Origin of the sequence: Chitinophaga sp. (genome assembly GCF_035564935.1) — a bacterium.
Lineage (GTDB): Bacteria > Bacteroidota > Bacteroidia > Chitinophagales > Chitinophagaceae > Chitinophaga.
Genome location: NZ_DATMTE010000840.1, coordinates 1 through 21,709 on the forward strand (window position 1 = coordinate 1; position 21,709 = coordinate 21,709).

Sequence of the window (21,709 nt, forward strand, 5' to 3'; positions counted from 1 at the left end):
TAACCAGCCAGCTGCAGGCAAATCCTTACTGGAAAATTAACCTGGAAATAGAACCTGAAACCTGGAACCGGGTGAAGGTGGAAGAACCGGAGGCGTATGCCGCCTTCAAACAGTTATTTGCTGATCAGTCGCCCAACGGCCGCATTGAATATGTAAACCCGGCCTATGGCCAGAGCTATTTGTACACCGGCTCCGGTGAAAGCATGATACGCCAGTTCAGCTACGGCATACAACAATTAAGGGAACATTTCCCCGGCGCCGTATTCACTACTTATTCAAGCGAAGAGCCTTGTTTTACCAGTGCCCTGCCACAGGTACTACGCTCATTTGGATTTAAATACGCGTCCCTGAAAAATCCCAATACCTGCTGGGGCGGCTATACCCGCGCGTTTGGCGGTGAACTGGTGCAATGGCAGGGCCCCGATGGCAGCCGGCTGCTCACCGTGCCCCGCTATTCTTCAGAAGCGTTGCTGCCTAATTCCACCTGGCAAACCACCGCCTGGAATAACGGCAGGGAATATATACGCACTGCACGTGCTGCCGGTATCGCAAATCCCGTGGGCATGTGCCTGCAGGACGCCGGCTGGCGCAATGGCCCCTGGCTGAAACAACACGCCAAATACGAAACCTGGAGGAATTACATCGGCAACATAGCTAACCATGCCAATGCTCCTGTGTGGAAAGTAAGCCAGGAAGATATCCAGGTAAGCCTGGTATGGGGCGCGCAGGTATTACAACGTATTGCACAACAGGTGAGGGCTGCAGAAAATAAACTGGTATCGGCAGAAAAGTACGCAGCTATCACCGCACTCTGTGATAATATAGCCTGGCCGCAGCAACAACTGGACACCGCCTGGAAAACCTTGCTGCTGGCCCAGCACCACGACTGCTGGATTGTACCTTACAATGGCCGCAAAGGCGATACATGGATCGATAAAGTACAGCACTGGACAGACAATACCCTCTCCGTAAGCGATAATATCTTACAAAAAAATAATCGTCTCATAACCTATATCCGCGTGTTGAACACTACTGCACAACCCCGCGAAGAATGGGTGCAGTTGCCGGAAGGTACACAATGGAAAGTAACCAATAGTAAAGGAAAGCCGGTGGAAACATGGCAGGGGCGTATGAAAGCAACAGTACCGCCAATGGGATTCAGCATTTATAAACTACAACCGGCAACGGTAAAAAGCAATGTGCCGGTACGCGAACAAAATGGCCGTATTCACGCGGAAACAGATCTCTACCGCGCGGAAATTGACCCTGCAAAAGGAGGCGCCATCACCAGCCTGGTGGTAAAAGCCACCGGTAAAGAAATGGTGGATCAAAAAAACAGCCGCGGATTCAATGAACTGAGAGGATATTTTTACAATGAAAAAGCATGGCGCTCCAGCATGGATACTGCTGCCACGGTGCGCATCACGGAAAATAATAAAGCCCGCACGGTTGTAGAGATCAACGGTTTTATTGACGTCCATCCTTTTACACAACAGGTAGTATTCACCAACGGGCAGCGGAGAATTGACATGAAAGTGAAAATAAACTGGAAAGGCAATCCCGGTATCGGCGCCTATTCACAGGCGGATAACTACAGCGCGGAAGCATATCATAAAGCATTTTACAACGACAGCTGTAAACTGCAGGTGCTGTTCCCGCTTCAGCTTAAGGAACAACAGCTAAGTAAAGACGCCCCGTTTGATGTGACCGGCAGTCGCCTGGAGAACACCTTTTTCAGCAGCTGGGACAGCATCAAAAATAACGTGATCCTCCATTGGGCGGATGTAACGGATGGCAATAACGGACTGGCACTGTTTACAGACCATACTACCAGCTATGTACATGGAAAGGATTATCCCCTTGGCCTTACGCTGCAATACGCTGGCAGGGCGCTCTGGGGCCGTAATTATGATATCACCGGGCCAACGGAAGTAAACTATGCTATTGTGCCTCATAAGGGCAACTGGGAAACCGGCGGTATCAGCAACGAAGAAACACGTTGGTGCGAGCCGTTGCAGGTGATGCCGGCAGCCGGCGGAAAGGAGTTTTCATTACTTGCCCTGCAGGAGAAAAGCTGGCAGGTGTCCGCCCTGATCATGGATGGAAAAGATCTCCTGGTCAGGTTGTATAATACAGGCGGCAACAACGGTGAAAGCCAGCTCACCTTCAACGGCGCCGCCACGGCTGCTGTGATGGAACAATTGAATGGCGATGCGGGAGAAATACTTCCACAAAGAAAAGTATCTGGTAAAACAACCATCCGCCTGGCTGTACCGCGTTTCGGTATCCGCACCATCCGGTTAAAAAATGTATCTGTAAATTATTAAACTACTATATGAAAAAGCTATTGTATTCCATCGGGCTAACTGTTACTACCCTGTTTGCACAGGCGCAGGTAAAGCCCTTTCAGCAAAACGACCGCGTGGTGTTTGTGGGTAACAGCATTACCGAAGCAGGCGCTTATGTCTCTTACATCTATCTCTATTATATGACCCATTTTCCCGGTAAAAAAATGGTGATCATGAACGGTGGCATCGGCGGGGATAAGGCGGCTGATATGTACCGTCGCCTTGAATATGATGTGCTGGCTAAAAAGCCCAGTGTACTGGTACTTACTTTCGGAATGAACGATACCGGTTATTTTGAGTTTAATAACGCTGATGCCGATAAAACCGCCGCGGAGCGGATTGCCGCTTCCCGCCGCAGTTACCGGCAAATAGAACAACGGCTCCTGCAATTACCGGCCATACAAAAAGTGCTGATGTCGTCGTCGCCTTATGATGAAACTTCAAAGTTCAACAGGAATATATTTCCCGGTAAACATAAAGCTATGCTGGAAATCGTGAAATTTCAGGAAGAAGCGGCACGAAAAAATCACTGGGCTTTTACGGATCTTTTCCGTCCTATGACGGCGCTCAACGAACAACTGCAACAAAAGGATTCCACTTTTACCATGATAGGTTCCGACCGCATACATCCCGGTAACGCGGGCCACCTGGTGATGGCTTCCCTTTTCCTGAAAAGCCAGGGCCTGAGCGGCAAACCGGTAGCGGAAGTGCATATTAATGCAGGTAACGGTAAATTGCAGCAGTCGGTGAATTGCAATATCAGCCAGCTGAATGCAACTGCAGGTAAAGTGAGCTTCAATTACCTGGCTGCTTCATTGCCTTTCCCTATTGATACTGTCGCCCGCATCTGGGGCAATAACCAGAAACAATCTGATGCATTGAACTGGATTCCTTTTATGGAAGATTTTAACAGGGAAATGTTACAGGTAGATGGATTATCTTCAGGGGATTATACTTTACTGATAGATGGTCACCCGGTTGGTAAATGGTCGGCCGGCGCATTTGCACAGGGCATCAACCTGGCCACCGTTCCGGAAACACCACAATACAAACAGGCGTTGTCTGTAATGCAGCTTAATATTCGCCGTGCGGAAGTAGAAAGCCGCTTCCGCAGCTACTACTGGGTGCAAAGCAACTTCTTTGATAAAAAGCATTTACTCATGCACGATGACGCGGCTGCGCTGGATAGCGCCCGCGCCAATACAAAAGCCGACTGGGCGCTGCGCCATCACGAAGAAGTATATGAAACCGCCATGTATAAAGAACTGCGCGCTGCATGGCAGCAGGAAATTGATACGATCATTAAACTGATCTACACCATCAATAAACCTGCCCTTCATAAAATTGAGATCGTTAAATTGTAAAGATGAAAATTACTGCTCCCATATTTTTTTCAGCACTTTTATTGATGGCTGTTAGCGGCAACGCGCAAGGCCCGGCTGCATATGTGAACCCTTTCATAGGCGCCAGCACCAGCGAAGGTGCAGCAGGCATTTATCACGGCCTCGGGAAAACTTTTCCCGGGGCCGCCACGCCTTTCGGGATGGTGCAGCTGAGCCCCAATACCATTACTGGCGGCGATAATGGTTCCGGATACAGCTATGAACACACCACCATAGAAGGATTTGCCTTTACACAAATGAGTGGTATCGGTTGGTTTGGCGACCTGGGTAATTTCCTTGTAATGCCCGCCACCGGCCCATTGCAAACGGCTGCCGGCAGCCGGCAACACCCGGAAGAAGGCTATCGTTCTCCTTACTCCAAACAAACGGAGAAAGCCAGCGCGGGCTATTACGGCGTTAAATTAACGGAACATAATATCAACGCGGAAATGACTGCCGCCCCGCATAGCGGTATCATGCGATTTACCTTTCCCGCCGGTAAGCAGTCGCGCATTCAGATTGACCTGGCCCGCAGGGTAGGAGGCACCTCCACCTGGCAGGAAGTAAAGGTGATCAACGACAGTACCATTGCCGGTTACATGCAATGCACACCGGAAGGCGGCGGCTGGGGAAACGGCGATGGAAAAGCTAATTACACGGTTTACTTCTATGCACAATTCAGCAAACCGCTTTCAGATTATGGTACCTGGAGCGCCGATATCCCCGACGGATGGTCGCGCAAACGGGAAGATGTTGAAAGCGCCCGTTACCAGCAACAGATCGCAAAGGCTGTTGTAACGCCCGGCACGAAAGAAAAAGCAGGTAAACATCTCGGCTTCTACACGCAGTTTTCCACCGCGGAACAGGAAGCGGTGCTGATGAAAGCAGGTATTTCTTTCGTAAGTATTGAAGGCGCTAAAAACAACCTGCAAACGGAAATAAAAGACTGGAACTTTGACAGGGTAAAACAACAGGCGTTTGATTCCTGGAACAAAGCCCTGGGAAAAATGACGATCACCGGCGGTACGGAAGAGGAAAAGAAAGTGTTTTATACAGCCTTGTATCATACCATGATCGATCCCCGTAATTTTTCTGATGTGGATGGAAAATATATTGGGGGAGATGGAAAAGTACATGCCGTTAAAAACTTCAGCAAACGTACCATCTTCAGCGGTTGGGATGTATTCCGCAGCCAGATGCCGTTGCAAACCATCATTAATCCGCGTGTGGTGAACGACATGGTAAATTCGTTGGTAACGCTGGCCGATGAAACCGGTAACCACTACCTGGAACGCTGGGAACTCCTGAATGCCTACAGTGGTTGTATGATCGGCAATCCGGCTGTATCTGTAATGGCCGATGCATGGGCGAAGGGAATACGTGGTTTCGATATCAATAAAGGCTATGCCTTCGCCAAAAATTCCGTGGAGAAATTTGGTAATGGCAGCAAAGGATATTCCACCGGCGGATTAAGCGTTTCGCTCACACTGGAATACGCCTATTTCGACTGGTGCCTGGGCAAACTGGCCGGCGCACTTGGTAAGAAAGCAGACGAGAAAATATACCTGGCCCGCGGCGCCAATTACAGGAACGTATTTGACACGGCTAAGGGCTGGTTCCGCCCCCGCAACGATGATGGCAGCTGGCAACCCTGGCCGGAAGACGGTCGTATGCGGCAGGGCTACGGCACTATTGAAAGCAGCCCTTACCAGCAAGGCTGGTTTGTGCCGCAGGACGTACCGGGCATGGTAGCCCTCATGGGCGGAAAGGAAAAAGTACTGGCCGACCTGGCCGTGTTTTTTGAAAAAGTGCCGGAAAACATGATGTGGAACGATTATTATAACCACGCCAATGAACCGGTGCATCACGTGCCTTTCCTGTTCAACCGCCTGGGCGCCCCCTGGCTTACCCAGCAATGGACCCGCGAGATCTGCGCCCGCGCTTATCATAATTCTGTAGAAGGATTGGTAGGGAATGAAGATGTAGGGCAGATGTCTGCCTGGTATGTACTGGCGGCCAGCGGGTTGCATCCCGTATGCCCGGGAAGCGCCCGGTATGAGATCACCAGCCCGGTGTTCAATAATATTACCATCTCCCTTGATCCTGCTTACGCAAAAGGTAAGCAGTTTGTTATTACCGCCCGCAACAATACACCTGCCAACCGTTATATCCAGCGCGCCTGGTTAAACGGGAAACCATACCCCCACTGCTATATTAACCATGCGGATATTACCGCCGGGGGAACCCTGGTACTGGAAATGGGTAGCCAGCCCGCAAAGAATTGGGGAATTAAATAAAAAATTATTGGAAGGATGGCGGTACCGCTTTTCTAAGGTGTCATTACCATAGGGACTAACAGTAACCAATCAGAAATATCCCGCGTCGCCCCTGCTGCAGAAGGTTGCTTCTGCAGACAGGGGAGGACATGCCACGTATGTAAATTTTATCACCAAAAGCCGGATGCAAACACGTATTAACGTTATGAAAATGAAATTCGCATTCACTGCTCCTGTATGCCTATGCATAGGATTATTTACCCTGGTTTCCTGCGGTAAAAAGAACTTCCTGGATCAGACGGAAACGACTAACCTGGACGAGCAAACGGTATTTTCCGACAGCGCCCGCACAGTAGCTTTCCTCACCAACATTTACATCGACATTGGTTTCGCAGAAAGCGCTACCCGCTTTGGTAATGGCGGCCTCGATGCCTCCTGCGATGAAGCGGAACCGCAAAAATCCGCTACAGTAACAACGTCTATCCAGTTTGCCACGGGTACCGTAAACCCTTCCATCATCAGCGCCGATGCCTGGAATACACCTTATACCAACATCCGCCGGGTGAACCAGTTGCTGAAACACCTGCCCGGCTCACCCATCCCGTCGTATATCCGCAACGTGATGAGCGCGGAAGCGCGATTCCTGAGAGCATGGTACTATGCCGATCTGTTAAAACACTATGGTGGTATCCCGCTGATCGGCGACTCCGTGTATAAAGTGGAAGATAAGATCCCGGCTGTGCGCAACTCCTATAAAGAGTGTGTGGACTATATCGTATCGGAATGCGATGCCGCCGCCGCTGTATTACCGCTGGTAAGGATCCGGGAGGACTATGGCCGCGCCAGTGGCGGTGCGGCTATGGCGCTGAAAGCAAGAGTATTGTTGTACGCCGCCAGTCCCCTCTTCAACGGAGGTGGTATCAATAAAGAAGATGCCGCCACCTGCTACCCCGACAATGTGCCGGAACGCTGGAAACTGGCTGCAGATGCAGCGGCGGCGGTGATGAACACAGCTGCTTATTCCCTGAATGAAGACAATGCCACCGCTCCCGGTTATGGTTTTTATAAAGTATTTACCCTTAGGGTGAACCCGGAATATATCCTTGCCAAAATGCAGGGAGGCAACCGTGAACTGGAATCGGCCTGGCAACCACCGTCCAGGAACGGCGCCCAGGGCGGCTTTCCGTACCAGGGCTTTGTAGACGCCTTCGGCATGGCAAACGGTAAAGCCATTACAGATCCTTCGTCCGGTTATGATGCGGCTAATCCGTACAGTAACCGCGATCCACGTTTGGCTTATTCCGTGATCCGCGATCAAACGCCGCTGATACAGAACACCGGGCTGAAAGAACCGGTGAATATTTTCCTGGGCCCCGATGGCAAAGGGGTGAGCCAGGATGCCGTACACGCAGGAACCCCCACCGGTTACTACACCAACAAAATGCTTGATGAAAACATTGCGGCCAACTTTATACATGGTTCGCAACGCTGCTTCCCGCTAATGCGCTATGCAGAAGTATTGCTGAACTACGCCGAAGCACAGAACGAATACGCCGGCCCTGTAGCCGAAGTGTATAACGCAGTGGCACTGGTGCGTAAACGTGCAGGGTTGTTGCCTTACGAACTCCCGGCAGGGCTGTCTAAAGAACAGATGCGGGAAGCCATTCACGCGGAAAGAAGAGTGGAGCTGGCTTTTGAAGGACATCGCTTCTGGGATGTAAGAAGATGGAAAATAGCCGCACAAACGGAAAATAAACAGATGACCGGCATGGAAGTAAAACGAAACGGCGCTAATGTAACCTATACCATCTTTCCTGTACGCAAACATAATTTCCGCGATGCCATGTACCTGTGGGCCATCCCCCAGGGTGAAACAGCCAAATCTCCGGAGCTAAAACAAAATCCATCCTGGTAAAAAGTAAAAATATGAAATCAAGATTCCCGGTATGTTTACTGATGCCAATACTGGTACTCATCATCAACTCCTGCCACCGCAATGAAATAATGGTGCCCGAACCGGTAAAAGATATTGCCGGCGAATGGCGTATCGTTAAGGCCGTGCGCAACGGTGTGGATATCACCACGCTCACCGACTTCACAAAGTTCAGGATCCGTTTCACCACCGATCTGCAATATACCATTGAAAATCCACTGCCCTTTGTGGTCAGCAAAAACGGCAGCTATTCACTGGATGATCCCAAATATCCTTTCCGGATCAGCTTCAGCCAAACAGGTATCAGCACGCCGGTCAGCACCACCTTCACCTACCCGGTGGTAAACGGGAAACGGAACATGAGCTTCTCGTTCAGCCCGGGTTGCACGGCCAATACCTACCTCTACACTCTTGAAAGATTAAATCCCTGATCCAACACAATGCAACGCGTTATGAAAAAATATACTTACGGTATCATCCTGTTCCTGCTCCTGCTGGCCGGTTGCGTATTCCTCGACGGGGTAGACCAGCCCTCTTCTGCGAAGGCGGACCAGGAAATGACCATTACCATGCATAACCGCATCGATGTAGCGGATGGCGGACGCACCAATGTAAGGTTGATCGTTGGTTTCCTGGCGCCTAAAAGCTGGGCCGCCGCCACTAATTCAACCATCACTTTTACCACTCATTCATATGGCAATGGTAAAATGGTGCCGGTGCCGGCTACGGTTACCGCTAGCGGGAAAACATGGCCCGCCGCGCTGAAAGACAGGTTCGGCATGGGCGGCAACTATATGACAGACGACCTGGAATGGGTGGTGTTCTGGACAGAACAAGCCTATAATGTACCACAGGGCGTAAAAGATAACATCGACGTAACCATGGTGATCAAACCCGGTCCGGAAAATATGCAGTTTAAAACCGGCTACTTCCTTGGCACCAGCAGCGATGGACTCAGCGATGTATTCGGTTCCAATAACGTATACAAGTGCCAGTTCAAAGATTGCTTCTCCATAACAGATGGCCAGGGTGATCTCATCGATTTCTGTAACCCGCAGATTGCAGTAGTAACACCAGGTTCGGCTACCGACAATGATTTCCTCACCATGAGCTTTGACCCGGAGGTAGTGCAGACCGCCCTCAATGGCGTAAGTAATATTTACCTGTGCGCAAAAGGTTATACCAGCAACGGACAGGTGCTTGAAGTATGCACGCAAACAGACGGCACAAAACTGACACCTTATACCGGTAAAAAATCTGCCATCACTATCTGGCCCCGTGCCTACTTCAACCTGCAGGAAGGACAAACACTGGAAAAGATCGAATACTTCTTTACAGACGCCACCGGTACTGTAAAGGTTGGATTCAGCAATACTGCGGCTCCTTTTGTGTACACTTTCAAATGTCAATAACCTCCGTTCCATAAAACTGATACAATGGCTCACAACTACATTAAAAAATATATTCCAGCCTTTGCCTGTTTTGTACTTGCGCTTTGCGGGAACGTGCAGGCTCAGCAAACCGGCCCCATCACCGGCAGGCTGATAGATAATTACGGGCAGCCGCTCGCAGGGGTCGCCATCTTCATAAAAAATACCGGCGACAGTACCAGCACCAATGCCAACGGCGCATTTACCATACGTGCCGCACGAAATACTACACTGGTTTTCCGGCATCCCGGTTATAGGGAAATAGAACAGAAGGTACAGGATACAGCCATCACCCTGCGTATGGACGAACTGTTTATTCCCTTGCCACAGCGTATTCCTGTACTCTACGGGGAAGCATCTCCTAAAAGTTCAGTAGGCTCCGTTGCTACGGTATATACTAACCAACTTTCTACTACGCCCGCTACATTGTATGCCTATGCATTGCCTGGCCGTTTGGCCGGCCTTTATACCCAGCAGGTGAGCGGGTTCCGGAACCCCGGTACCAGCAACAACTTTGATGTGGATATCTTCATCGGGAATATTCCAAGACCCGGCGCTTCTGAACCCAACGATAATACCGAAATGAATTTATCGTTACGGGGACAGGTACCGGTTACTATCGTAGACGGTATACAACGCGATCTCTTTTCTATAGACCCGGAAAATATTGAATCCATTTCTGTACTGAAAGATGGACTATCTACCATCATGCTGGGGCAGCGCAGTTCCCGCGGCGTATTGCTGGTAACCACCAAACGCGCCCGCGCCGGCAAACCGCGCGTATCTTTTACCGCGCAAACCGGTATCCAGCAGTCGCTCAGCATGCCAAAGCCATTGCCTTCCTGGCAGTACGCTTACCTGCTGAACGAAGCCCTGCAAAACGATGGTAAGGAACCCTTATATAAAGAAGCCGATTTCATTGCTTTCCGCGACCACTCAAAACCTTATACCCACCCGGATGTAAACTGGTACGATGCCATCCTGCGTGATAACGCGCCCATGTCGCGCTACAACCTGAACATCAACGGGGGAGGCAATACCGCGCGGTATTCGGTGTCACTGAATTATACCGGCCAGCAGGGTATCTTCAATACTTCTTCTGCTAATAATTATAATACCAATGCAGGACTGAAACGTTATCTTATCAACACCGATGTGAACATCGATGTGAGCAGGAACTTCAATGTAGGTATGCAACTCTTTGGCCGCCTTCAGGAAGGAACACAGCCCGGCGCCGGCATCGGTAATGTACTGAGCGGATTGCTGTCGACTCCCAACGGCGCCTATCCCGTTTACAATCCCAACGGCAGCTGGGGCGGTACCAATAACCTCACCACCAACCTCCTGTCGCAAACGCTCAACAGCGGCTATATCCAGGACAACAGCAAAGATGTAATGGCCAATGTGGACCTGCGCTATAACCTGGGCGACTGGCTGCCGGGGTTATCACTGAAAGGCAAAGGCAATCTCTCTATCCAGTCGGCCAACGCCATAGACCGCAGCAAAAGAGACCTGGTATACAAAGTATCGATAGACCAGGAAGATACGTTGTATGCGAAGTACGGCAATGCCATGGCGCAGCAGAATAATTTCATTTCCGTTTTCAATGCGCAATACTTTTTCGGCCAGGCATCACTGAACTACGACCGGCAATTTGGCCGTCATGGCGTAAATGCCGTAGTGCTGGCGGATACCAGGCAAACCATCTTTAACTACGACCTCCCGGGTAAATCCACCAATCTTTCCGGCAAGGTGGCGTATAACTATGCAGACAAATATTTCATAGAAGGCGCTGTTAACAGGAGTAGCTTTAACCGTTACCTGCCCGGTAAACAAACCGGTACCTTTTTCGCAGGCGGTATCGGCTGGGATCTTGCACAGGAAAGTTTTCTTAAAGAAAACAGCCGCTGGCTGAACCAGTTGAAATTAAGAGCTACCTACGCACATACCGGCAACGGTATCGATAACTCCGGCTATTACCTTTGGCGCCAGGACTTCAGCGAAGACAATGGCGTAGGCGGTGGTATCTACTCCCAGGGAACGGCCCGCTCACCGGCTTCCGGCTTTAAGGAAAATGGTTTGGCCAATGTGAATATCTCCTGGGAAACCGCCCGCAAAATGGATGTAGGCATGGATATATCCCTGTTTGGCAACAAACTGCAGGTAACCGGTGATTATTACCACGACCGCTATGAAGATCTTTTGCAGATACGCGGAAAAAGCATCGCGCTTTCCGGCGCTGCTTACCCACCGGAAAATATCGGTATTAACCTGTACCAGGGCGGAGAGCTTACTGTAACCTACCAGGGCAGGGTGAAAGACTTCAATTATTTCGTTACTGCCAACGGCAGCATAGAAGGCACCAAAGTGGTGTTTATGGATGAACAACGCCGCGATTATGAATGGAACAGAAGAACAGGACAACCCGTAGGCATGCGCTTCGGCTATATCGCAGACGGATTTTTCCAGAGTGCCGAAGAAGCCGCAGGCAGCGCCACCATTGCCGGTTATAAACCATTGCCCGGCGATATACGTTACAAAGACCTGAACGGTGATGGCGTTATCAACCAGTTTGATGAAGCGCCTATCGGTACTTACAAACCCCGCATTTATTATGGTGTAAACTTCGGTTTCTCCTGGAGAGGAATAGAAGCCAGTGCATTGCTGCAAGGCGTAGCCAACCGGGTGAATTATATAGATAACGGCGCTACTGAAGCCGGGTTCCAGTTTATGAATTTTACTTATGGCCAGGCGTATGAACAGATCACAGGCCGCTGGACGCCCGAATCAGCCGCAACGGCCACGTATCCGCGTTTAACCGCCGATGCCAACAATACCTATAACAAGGTAGCTTCTTCCTTTTGGATCCGCAACGGGAATTATTTCCGGCTGAAGAATATAAACGTTGCTTATAATCTTCCTTACAGGTGGACAAGCCGTGTGAAGCTTGGCAGCGTAAAGGTATTTGCCAATGCACAGAACCTGTTTACACATGCTGCATATGATTTTGTTGATCCCGAAGTGGGCGTAGGAGCGTATCCTATCCAGCGGGTATTGAATACCGGTATCAACATAAAATTTTAGTCCGCCATCTAAACAACGCACCATGAAACATTTCCGCATATTGATTTTCCTGGCCGGCTGCATGACTGTTGTTATCAGCTGCCGGAAAGACTACGAAGTTATTCCGCTCGAAAAGGTAACTATCGAGTATGTATTTGACCAGGACGATTCCCTGGGCACTTACGCCAATAAATTCCTCAACAGTATTTATTCCAAACTGCCCGGTGGTTATAACCGCGTAGGTGGCGACTTGCTGGATGCTGCATCTGATGATGCGATTTCAGGACTGGTGGGCACCTCTTCCGTATCGCAGCTTGCCACAGGCGCTTATACTTCTTATGCTACCATCGCAGATGAATCGCCCTGGAACAATTGCTACGCTGCCATCCGTGCCGCCAGTCTTTTTGTTTCCAACATCGATGTATCGCCGGTGAAAGAGAAATTACCCAACGGCGCTTCCATCCGTTATGCCTGGAAGGCAGAAGCCCGCTTCATCAGGGCGTTGTTCTATTTTGAACTGCTGAAGCGCTATGGCGGTATACCGTTAATGGGAGATAAGGTAAGGGAATTGGGAGATGATGTACAGATACCACGCAGTTCTTTCGCTGAATGTGTAAGCTATATTGTAAACGAATGCGATGCTATTAAAGATAGTCTGCGCCCCAATCCCGTAGTAGCGCCGGAACTGAACAGCCACCGCGCTACAAAAGGCGCTGCGCTGGCATTAAAGGCACGTGTACTGTTATATGCCGCCAGCCCTTTGTTCAACGGGCAGAATATAGAAGCAGGCAATGCACTCACCGGGTATGCCAGCTATGATAAAGAACGCTGGAAGCTGGCGGCAGATGCTGCCCGCGAGCTGATCAACGAAAAAACTTTTTCGTTGCTGCCTAATTTCAAGGATATATTCATTACCCAAAATAACAGCGAGGTGATCTTCTTCCGCCAGGGTGGAAACACTACGGAAATAGAAGGCACCAACGGACCGGTTGGTTTTGCCGCCGTAGCCAGGGGGCGCACCAATCCCACCCAGGAACTGGTAGATGCCTTTCCTGCCAATACCGGCGTACCTATCACAGATCCTGCGTCGGGCTATAACTCTAACAGCCCCTATGCCAACCGCGATCCGCGCCTGGCTATGACCATCCTCTACAACGGCGCCCGCTGGCTGAATACAGAACTGCAAACATTTGAAGGAGGACAGAACCGGCCCGGCGGTGCGGAACCCGGTACCAAAACATCGTATTACATGCGCAAGTTCATGGGCAACTTTGAAAATGCTACGCAATACAGTAATACCAGCCACGACTGGATCATACTGCGCTATACGGAAGTACTGCTCAATTTTGCGGAAGCGGAAAATGAATACAGCGGCCCCACGGCAGCGGTATACCAGGTATTGAAAGACCTGCGCGCCCGTGCAGGCATCACCCCAGGTGATAATGGTATGTACGGCCTCCGCGAAAATATGTCTGCAGATGAGATGCGCAATGTAATACGCAACGAAAGAAGGATAGAACTGGCTTTTGAAGAGCACCGCTTCTGGGATATACGCCGCTGGAAAATTGCGCAGCAGGTATACAGCAAAGCACTCCACGGTATGAGCATCATCAAGGAAGGACCCGGCTTTAATTACAATGTAACAGAGGCATTCAAACCTGTTTTTGTGGCGCCGAAAATGTACCTGTACCCGATCCCCTACGATGAGGTGGTGAAGAACGATAACATGCGCCAGAACCCAGGATGGTAAAGTCATATCCCTTACAAGAAATTTAACTGACTGAAGATGAAAAATATTATACTGTTTCTCCTGCTGCTGCTCACTGCGCCGTTCCTCGCAACGGCCCAGCAAAGAATTGTAAGCGGTACGGTAAAAGATATGAACGGCGTACTGCCCGGCGCTTCCATTTCGGAAAAGGGTATGCCTGCCAACGGCGTGATTGCCGATGCCAACGGCCGGTTCAAGCTCACGCTGAAAGGTACTTCGCATACACTGATCGTAAAGCTCATCGGTTTCTCCGCACAGGAGGTAGATGTGGCCGGCCGCGATGCGGTTGATGTAGTGCTGCAGTCGTCAACACAAGGTATTGATGAAGTGGTGGTAGTGGGCTTCAATACCGCCAAACGTATTACCAGTACCGGTGCGGTAAGCGCCATCACCGGTTCGGAAATCAGGAATGTGCCTACAGCCAATGTGCAGAATGCACTGATGGGAAAACTGCCGGGCTTCGTATCCCAGCAACGTTCCGGTCAGCCGGGAAAGGATGCATCCGACTTCTTCATCCGCGGGGTTAGCTCGCTGAATGCAGATGGCAATAAACCGCTGATCATTGTAGATGATATCGAATATTCTTACGACCAGTTACAGCAGATCAACGTGAACGAGATCGAAAGTATTTCCATTTTAAAAGATGCATCTACTACAGCGATCTACGGTATCAAAGGAGCCAACGGTGTACTGGTGGTATCTACACGCCGTGGTAAAGCAGGGCTCCCACAGGTGAATGTGCGCGTGGAATCCGGGCAGCAATCGCCCGTTAAAACGCCGAAGTTCCTGAACTCCTACGATGCGGCTACGCTGGTGAATGAAGCGTACAAAAACGATGGCCTTGCGCCGAAGTTCACGGCGCAGGATCTTGAACTGTTTAAAAGCGGCGCCGATCCTTACGGGCATCCTGATATCAACTGGTACGATGCGGTGTTTAAAAAACACGCTTACCAGGCCAATACCAACGTAGATGTTTCAGGTGGTACGGATGCGGTGAAATATTTTATTTCCGGCGGTTTCCTTACGCAAAACGGGTTGGTAAAAGATTTTTCTGATCCCAGGAACGAGGTGAACACCAACTACTTCTTCCGCAGGTATAATTTCCGCTCCAATCTCGATATGCGCGCTACCAAAACGTTAACGATGCGGCTTAATCTCACCACCCGCTTTGGTGATATTAACCAGCCCAAATCGGCCAACGTGGTATCGGAAGTATATAACTTTGAAAAAATACATCCTTACTCTGCACCAATGATGAACCCCAATGGCAGCTATGCCTATGCAGCAGATACAAAGGATGCGTTGCCAACGCTCAATGCGCGGCTGGCCAACGGTGGCTACAGCCGCACTAAAAGAACCGACTTCGATGTGTTGTATGATGTAACCCAGCAACTCGACTTCCTCACGAAAGGATTATCGCTCACCGGCCGTATCGCATACGGCGGGATAGAACAATATGCCAGGAACCTGTTCCGCGAAGCAGAGCCGCCTTCCTATTATTATAATCCGGCCGACCAGTCGTACACCCTTGATCCGCGCGGCAACTACCGCCTGCAGAAGTATCGCGTTACAGGAAATACGGATCTCTACAGCCGGAACGTAAATACACAGGCCTTCCTCAGCTACAACCGTGTTTTCGGCGATCACTCCTTTAACGGGCTGGCGCTGTATAACAGGCAAAGCTATACGTCGAAGGCAGATATTCCCGCCAACTTCAGGGGCTTCTCATTTAAGGTGGGTTACAACTACAAACAAAAGTACCTGCTCGATTTCAACGGCGCCTACAATGGTTCCGACAGGTTCCAGGCGAAAAAACGTAACGGCTTCTTCCCGGCTATAGGCGCAGGATGGAGCATTTCGGAAGAGCCTTTCTTTAAACATAATATAACTTTCGTAAGCCTGTTGAAAATACGCGGCTCATATGGTGTGGTAGGTTCTGATGTTACTTCGGGTAACCGCTACCTGTATCGCCAGGAATATGTAAACGGCGGTGGTTATTCTTTTGGGGAGAATGACACGCAGAACGGTTCTATCTACGAAGGCGACCTTGGTAATCTGAATGTTACCTGGGAGAAAGCAAAAAAAGCAGATGTAGGTATCGACGTAAATCTCTTTAAAGACAAACTATCTTTCACAGTAGATTATTTTCACGATATCCGCTTCGATCAGCTGGTTCGCAAAGGCTCTGTGCCAAATATCATCGGTATTGGTTACAGTCCTACCAACGTAGCCAGGACCAGCAACCAGGGCTTCGACGGACAGATCAACTACCGGGGAAATATCCGCCAGGTATTGTTTAATACCAGCCTCGTATTCCAGTATTTTAAAAATAAAGTACTGTTTAAAGATGAAGCACAGCCCGCCTATCCATGGCTGCGGCAAACAGGTCTTCCTATCGATCAGCCATTCGGATACACTTTTATCGGGTACTACACACCGGAAGATATCCAGAAGATCCAGGCGAATACACATGATAAACCCGCTACGCCGCTCAGTGAGTATCCTATCCAGGCGGGCGACCTGAAGTACAAGGATATCAACGGCGACGGCGTGATCGATAACAACGACCAGGGGCCAATTGGTAAACCCAACCTGGCCAGCACGGTGCTTGGCCTCACACTGGGCGCCAGTTATAAAGGCTTTAGCGTAAACCTGCTGTTCCAGGGATCTTTCGGGTACAGCTTCAGCGTGGTGGGCACCGGTATCGAAACTTTCCAGAGCCAGTTCCAGCCTATCCATCAGCAACGGTGGACGCCGGAAAATGCTGCCAATGCACAGTTTCCGCGGCTTACCAGCAACCCTACCACTATCAACAGCGCACGCACCTATATGTCGGATTTCTGGCTGATCGATGCACGTTATGTGCGACTGAAAACAGTAGACCTGGGCTATCAGCTGCCGAGCCGCTGGTTACCGGCACGGATCAATAATGCCCGTCTTTATATGAGTGCATATAACCTGTTCACATGGACCAACTACAATAAATACCAGCAGGATCCTGAAGTGGCCAGCAACTCCGCAGGAGATGCGTATATCAATCAGCGTGTGATCAACCTGGGTATTCAAATCGGTTTTAAATAATATCCTTATGAATAAACTGCTATTGCTATTGATGACCGGCAGCATTTTCTCTTCCTGTATGAAGAACCCGCTCAGTGGGTACCAGAGCCAGGAACGCGCCATTGTTTCCTTCCGCTTGCCGCAGGGCCAGGTAGGGGCGTCAGAAATTGTAAACGGAACAGATTCCGCTACGGTTACCCTGTGGGTGGAGAAGGATGTGGACCTGAGTGCTATCAGTCCGCTGGTAACTGTTTCCAAAAGCGCTACCGTGCTTCCTGCACCAGGTGTGAAAGTGGATTTCGCGGCAAACGGTAATCGCTATACGTACCGCGTTACTTCCGAAGCAGGTATCCAGAAATACTGGTATGTGCGCATCCTTAAAAAGGCCGACGAGGTTACCGGTCCCCGGTTGCAGCTGTTACCTAACAACGGGCGCTGGGATCCGAACGTAACTGTGTACAGCGATCTTGATTACAACGATTACCTTACCCGTTACCAGAACTGGAACGGCGGCGACGGATGCTACTCCGCGCTGTTGCCGGACGGCCGTATTGTATGGTCATTCCAGGATAGCTTTTTCGGGCAGGTGAGCGCTGACCGTAACCGCACCAATAACGTGATGCTGCGTAATGCTGCACACCTGCAGCTGGATACATCTTTACAAAGCTTTGTGCAGCTGAATCCCGGTACCGGTAGCGCCAGTCAAACCTGGATCAAGTATGGCACAGCCGCGGAAGACCAGGACTGGTACTGGCCCGGCGCAGGACAGGTACATAACAATAAATTCCAGATGTTGCTGAGTCATGTCAGGAAAACCGGCAGCGGCGCCTGGGATTTTGCGCATGTAAGCACAGACCTCGCCATTTTCGAGTTGCCCTCCATGCAACTCAGCCAGATAATAAAAGATAAAGACGTGCTTAGCAACTACAGCGCAGGCAGTATGCAGGCGCCGGATGGCTACACGTATATGTACAGCACCGAAAACGGTTTCCTTACTTCTTCCATGTATGTAGCCCGCGTAGCCGGGCAGGACCTCACCGGCGCCTGGGAATATTACAATGGTACCGGCTGGAGCAACACGCCCGTGAAGTATAATGTTTGCAATGATATTAGTCAGCCTAACGTGTTTTTCAAAGATGGAAAGTATTACCTCGTATCGCAGCAGATCATTTTCGGGCTTGATATTTACATTCTTGAATCCAGCACACCGGTTGGGCCGTGGACCAACAAGCGCACCATTTATCACATACCCGATCAATACACCGGTGATATGATCACCTATAATGCTTTTGTGCATCATGCACTGAGCAGGCAGGGAGAACTGGTCATCTCCTATAATATCAATCCCACTGATTTTGCCACCAACTTTAACAGTCCCGGTAGTGCAGACAGGTACCGGCCGTATTTCGTAAGGGTATTCAATTGGAAATAGCAGTTAATCATGTTCAATAGCAAAGGAAAAAAATTACTGGCCCTATTAATGATGACAGGGCTGGCAGTAAAAGCACAGGAAAAGACGTTCAGCTTAAACAGTAGTAACACAGCGGTACACTGGAAAATAAAAGCCGCATCGGAAGTAAATGAGGAGCCGGATATTTATGCGCCCGGCTACAACGATCAGCATTGGGTAAACGGTGTAGTACCAGGCACTGTATTCGGCGCTTTTGTAACAGCTGGCCTGGAGAAAGACCCCAATTTTGGTGATAATATTTACCAGGTAGATAAGAAAAAATATGACCGCGATTTCTGGTACCGGGCCACGTTTACGCCTACACGTAATAACGCCGGAAAGCAATGGCTGAATTTCGAAGGCGTGAACCGCAAAGCGGAAGTATACCTGAATGGCCGGCGTATAGGCGCATTGGATGGTTTTATGGACCGGGGTAAATTTGATGTAACAGATCTGTTGAGATATGATCAGCCTAATGTGCTCCTGTTACTGGTACACTGGCCCGGTACGCCTATTGTGAATTATTCCAGTCCTACTTATATTTCCAGCGCCAGCTGGGATTGGATGCCTTATGTACCTGGTCTTAACATGGGGATTACAGACGATGTATATCTTTCCGGCTCCGGCCAGGTGACTATTGCAGATCCATGGATACGTACTGCTTTGCCGGATTCATCGCGTGCAAAGCTAAGTATCAGTATGGACCTGGATAATCATTCCGCAACCGCGCAGGAAGGAGAAGTATCCGGTGTTATTCAGCCGGGCAACATCCGTTTCTCTAAAAAAATAAAACTACCCGCAGGGCAATCTGAACAGGTATCGTTTGATCCTGAAATAGCGCATCCACAGTTATGGTGGCCTAACGGTTATGGCGGTCAGCCGCTGTATACCTGCCAGCTGCAATTTGTATCCGGCGGCAATTTGTCCGACAGCAAAAAGATCACCTTTGGGGTAAAGCAATACAGTTATGATACCCTCGGCGGTGTATTGCACATCAGTGTGAATGGTAAACGCATATTTATAAAAGGCGGTAACTGGGGCATGTCTGAATACATGCTGCGTTGCCGTGGTGAAGAATATAATACGAAGGTGCGCCTGCATAAGGAAATGAATTTTAACATGATCCGCAACTGGATAGGCAGCACTACCGATGAAGAGTTTTATGATGCCTGCGATAAGTATGGTATGCTGGTATGGGACGACTTCTGGTTAAATTCACATCCTAACCTGCCTAAAGACGTTTTTGCCTTTAACAGGAACGCGGTGGAAAAGATCAAACGCCTCCGCAATCATCCCAGCATAGCCGTATGGTGCGGCGATAATGAAGGCTATCCTTTACCGCCGCTGAATGGCTGGCTAAAGGAAAATGTAGCTACCTATGATGGCAACGACCGTCTTTACCAGGCGAACTCGCATTCAGATGGCTTAACCGGCAGCGGTCCCTGGGCTAACTTTATGCCGGCCTGGTATTTCACAAAGTATCCCAATGGCTTTGGAGGAACACCTGGCTGGGGCTTACGCACAGAAATAGGTACCGCCGTTTTCACTTCTTTCGAAAGCTTTAAAAAATTTATGCCGGACAGCAGCTGGTGGCCGCGTAATAAAATGTGGGATCTGCATTTCTTTGGTCCCTCCGCAGCCAACGCAGGCCCCGACCGGTACGATGACGCCATTAATAAAAGTTATGGCAAAGCCACGGGCATTGAAGACTATTGCCGTAAAGCGCAACTCGTAAATATAGAAACCAACAAAGCATTATATGAAGGCTGGCTGCATCACATGTGGAACGATGCTTCCGGTATAATGACCTGGATGAGCCAAAGCGCCTATCCCAGCCTGGTATGGCAAACCTATGATTATTACTACGACCTTACCGGCGCCTACTGGGGCGTTAAAAAAGCCTGCGAACCATTGCATATCCAATGGAGTGCGGCAGATAATTCTGTAAAAGTGATCAACACCACAGCGAAGCAATACCAGGGCTTACAGGCGAAAGCAATTGTTTACAATATGGATGGAACGCCCGCGCCAACGTTCGGTAGAAAAGCGACTATTGATGCCGCTTCCAACACCGCTACCCCGTGCTTCGATCTGAACTTCAGTATCGATAACCTGGCCTTTAAGAAACCGGCGCTGGCATCTTCTTCTTCACCGGAAAGCGCAGGGGCCGCCGCAGTGGCGGATGGCAGCACTGGTTCAAGATGGAGCAGTAATTACACCGATAATGAATGGGTCTATGTTGATTTAGGCACTGCGCAAAATATCAGCAGTGTAATGCTGCATTGGGAAGATGCATATGCGAGCGCCTACAATCTCCAGGTGTCTGACGATGCAAAGCAGTGGCAGGATGTATACACCACTGATGCCGGTAAAGGAGGCATTGAAACCATTACCGTTAAGCCGGTGAAAACACGGTATGTACGCATGCTTGGTCGCAAACGCGCCACTGAATGGGGCTATTCATTATTTGATATGGAGGTGTATGGCCAACGCAGCAAGTCATTAACGGATGTGCAGTTCATCCGCCTGTTACTGAAAGATGTCCGGGGAAAACTGCAGTCGGAGAACTTCTACTGGAGAAGCAGTCGCATGGCTGATTATACAGCACTGGATAAGCTGCCCCCCGTTCAGTTGAAAACCTCTTCCATATTGGAACAGCATGGCGACAGCACCCGTGTTATTGCTACTATTACCAATCCCGCTTCTTCCCCCGCATTTGCCGTGCATGTGCAGTTGCTGAGGGCAGATAACAATGAGCGCGTATTACCTGCTGTGATGGATGATAATTATTTTACGCTTTTAAAAGGAGAGAAGAAGCGGGTGGAAATTATGTTTGAAAAAAGATTGTTGAAAGATGGAAAGTATAAGTTGGTAGTAACACCTTATAATCATTAGGGTTATTGGGGAAACTGAATAGCAGCAATAAAGAGTTGTTGGGCTGCAGCTTATGTAAAAAGGGAAGATAGTTTTGTTGGTTTTGAATTTTAAAGGGTGTCTTC

The 21,709-nt window shown here is 49.7% G+C and carries 11 protein-coding genes; all 11 read left to right on the forward strand.

The window, feature by feature from the left end:
* On the forward strand, positions 1 to 2,327 hold a 2,327-nt coding region (locus VN105_RS21915; protein ID WP_325644214.1), incomplete at its 5' end, for a glycoside hydrolase family 38 C-terminal domain-containing protein.
* 8 nt (positions 2,328 to 2,335) lie between these two features.
* Positions 2,336 to 3,712 (forward strand): SGNH/GDSL hydrolase family protein, encoded by a 1,377-nt coding sequence (locus VN105_RS21920; RefSeq protein WP_325644216.1) that lies wholly within the window; start codon positions 2,336 to 2,338, stop codon positions 3,710 to 3,712.
* Between the two features lie 2 nt (positions 3,713 to 3,714).
* Entirely contained in the window at positions 3,715 to 6,027 is a 2,313-nt protein-coding gene (locus tag VN105_RS21925) for a GH92 family glycosyl hydrolase (RefSeq protein ID WP_325644218.1), read from the forward strand.
* Positions 6,028 to 6,211: 184 nt separating this feature from the next.
* Positions 6,212 to 7,921, forward strand: a complete 1,710-nt coding sequence (locus tag VN105_RS21930) for a RagB/SusD family nutrient uptake outer membrane protein (RefSeq protein WP_325644220.1) — start codon at positions 6,212 to 6,214, stop codon at positions 7,919 to 7,921.
* Positions 7,922 to 7,932: 11 nt separating this feature from the next.
* A complete protein-coding gene (locus tag VN105_RS21935; protein WP_325644222.1) occupies positions 7,933 to 8,370 on the forward strand; it encodes a DUF5004 domain-containing protein in 438 nt (145 codons plus the stop codon).
* A 21-nt stretch (positions 8,371 to 8,391) separates the two neighbouring features.
* Complete coding sequence (locus VN105_RS21940) at positions 8,392 to 9,351, forward strand: DUF4961 domain-containing protein (RefSeq protein ID WP_325644224.1); 960 nt, start codon at positions 8,392 to 8,394, stop codon at positions 9,349 to 9,351.
* A 24-nt stretch (positions 9,352 to 9,375) separates the two neighbouring features.
* A complete protein-coding gene (locus tag VN105_RS21945) occupies positions 9,376 to 12,453 on the forward strand; it encodes a SusC/RagA family TonB-linked outer membrane protein (protein WP_325644226.1) in 3,078 nt (1,025 codons plus the stop codon).
* A 22-nt stretch (positions 12,454 to 12,475) separates the two neighbouring features.
* Positions 12,476 to 14,182 (forward strand): RagB/SusD family nutrient uptake outer membrane protein, encoded by a 1,707-nt coding sequence (locus VN105_RS21950; protein WP_325644228.1) that lies wholly within the window; start codon positions 12,476 to 12,478, stop codon positions 14,180 to 14,182.
* A gap of 36 nt (positions 14,183 to 14,218) precedes the next feature.
* The gene (locus tag VN105_RS21955; protein ID WP_325644230.1) at positions 14,219 to 17,281 is read left to right on the forward strand and encodes a TonB-dependent receptor; all 3,063 of its coding nucleotides are present in this window, start codon (positions 14,219 to 14,221) and stop codon (positions 17,279 to 17,281) included.
* A gap of 7 nt (positions 17,282 to 17,288) precedes the next feature.
* The gene (locus VN105_RS21960; RefSeq protein ID WP_325644232.1) at positions 17,289 to 18,692 is read left to right on the forward strand and encodes a DUF5005 domain-containing protein; all 1,404 of its coding nucleotides are present in this window, start codon (positions 17,289 to 17,291) and stop codon (positions 18,690 to 18,692) included.
* 9 nt (positions 18,693 to 18,701) lie between these two features.
* A complete protein-coding gene (locus tag VN105_RS21965) occupies positions 18,702 to 21,605 on the forward strand; it encodes a discoidin domain-containing protein (RefSeq protein WP_325644234.1) in 2,904 nt (967 codons plus the stop codon).
* Positions 21,606 to 21,709: the final 104 nt, after the last annotated feature.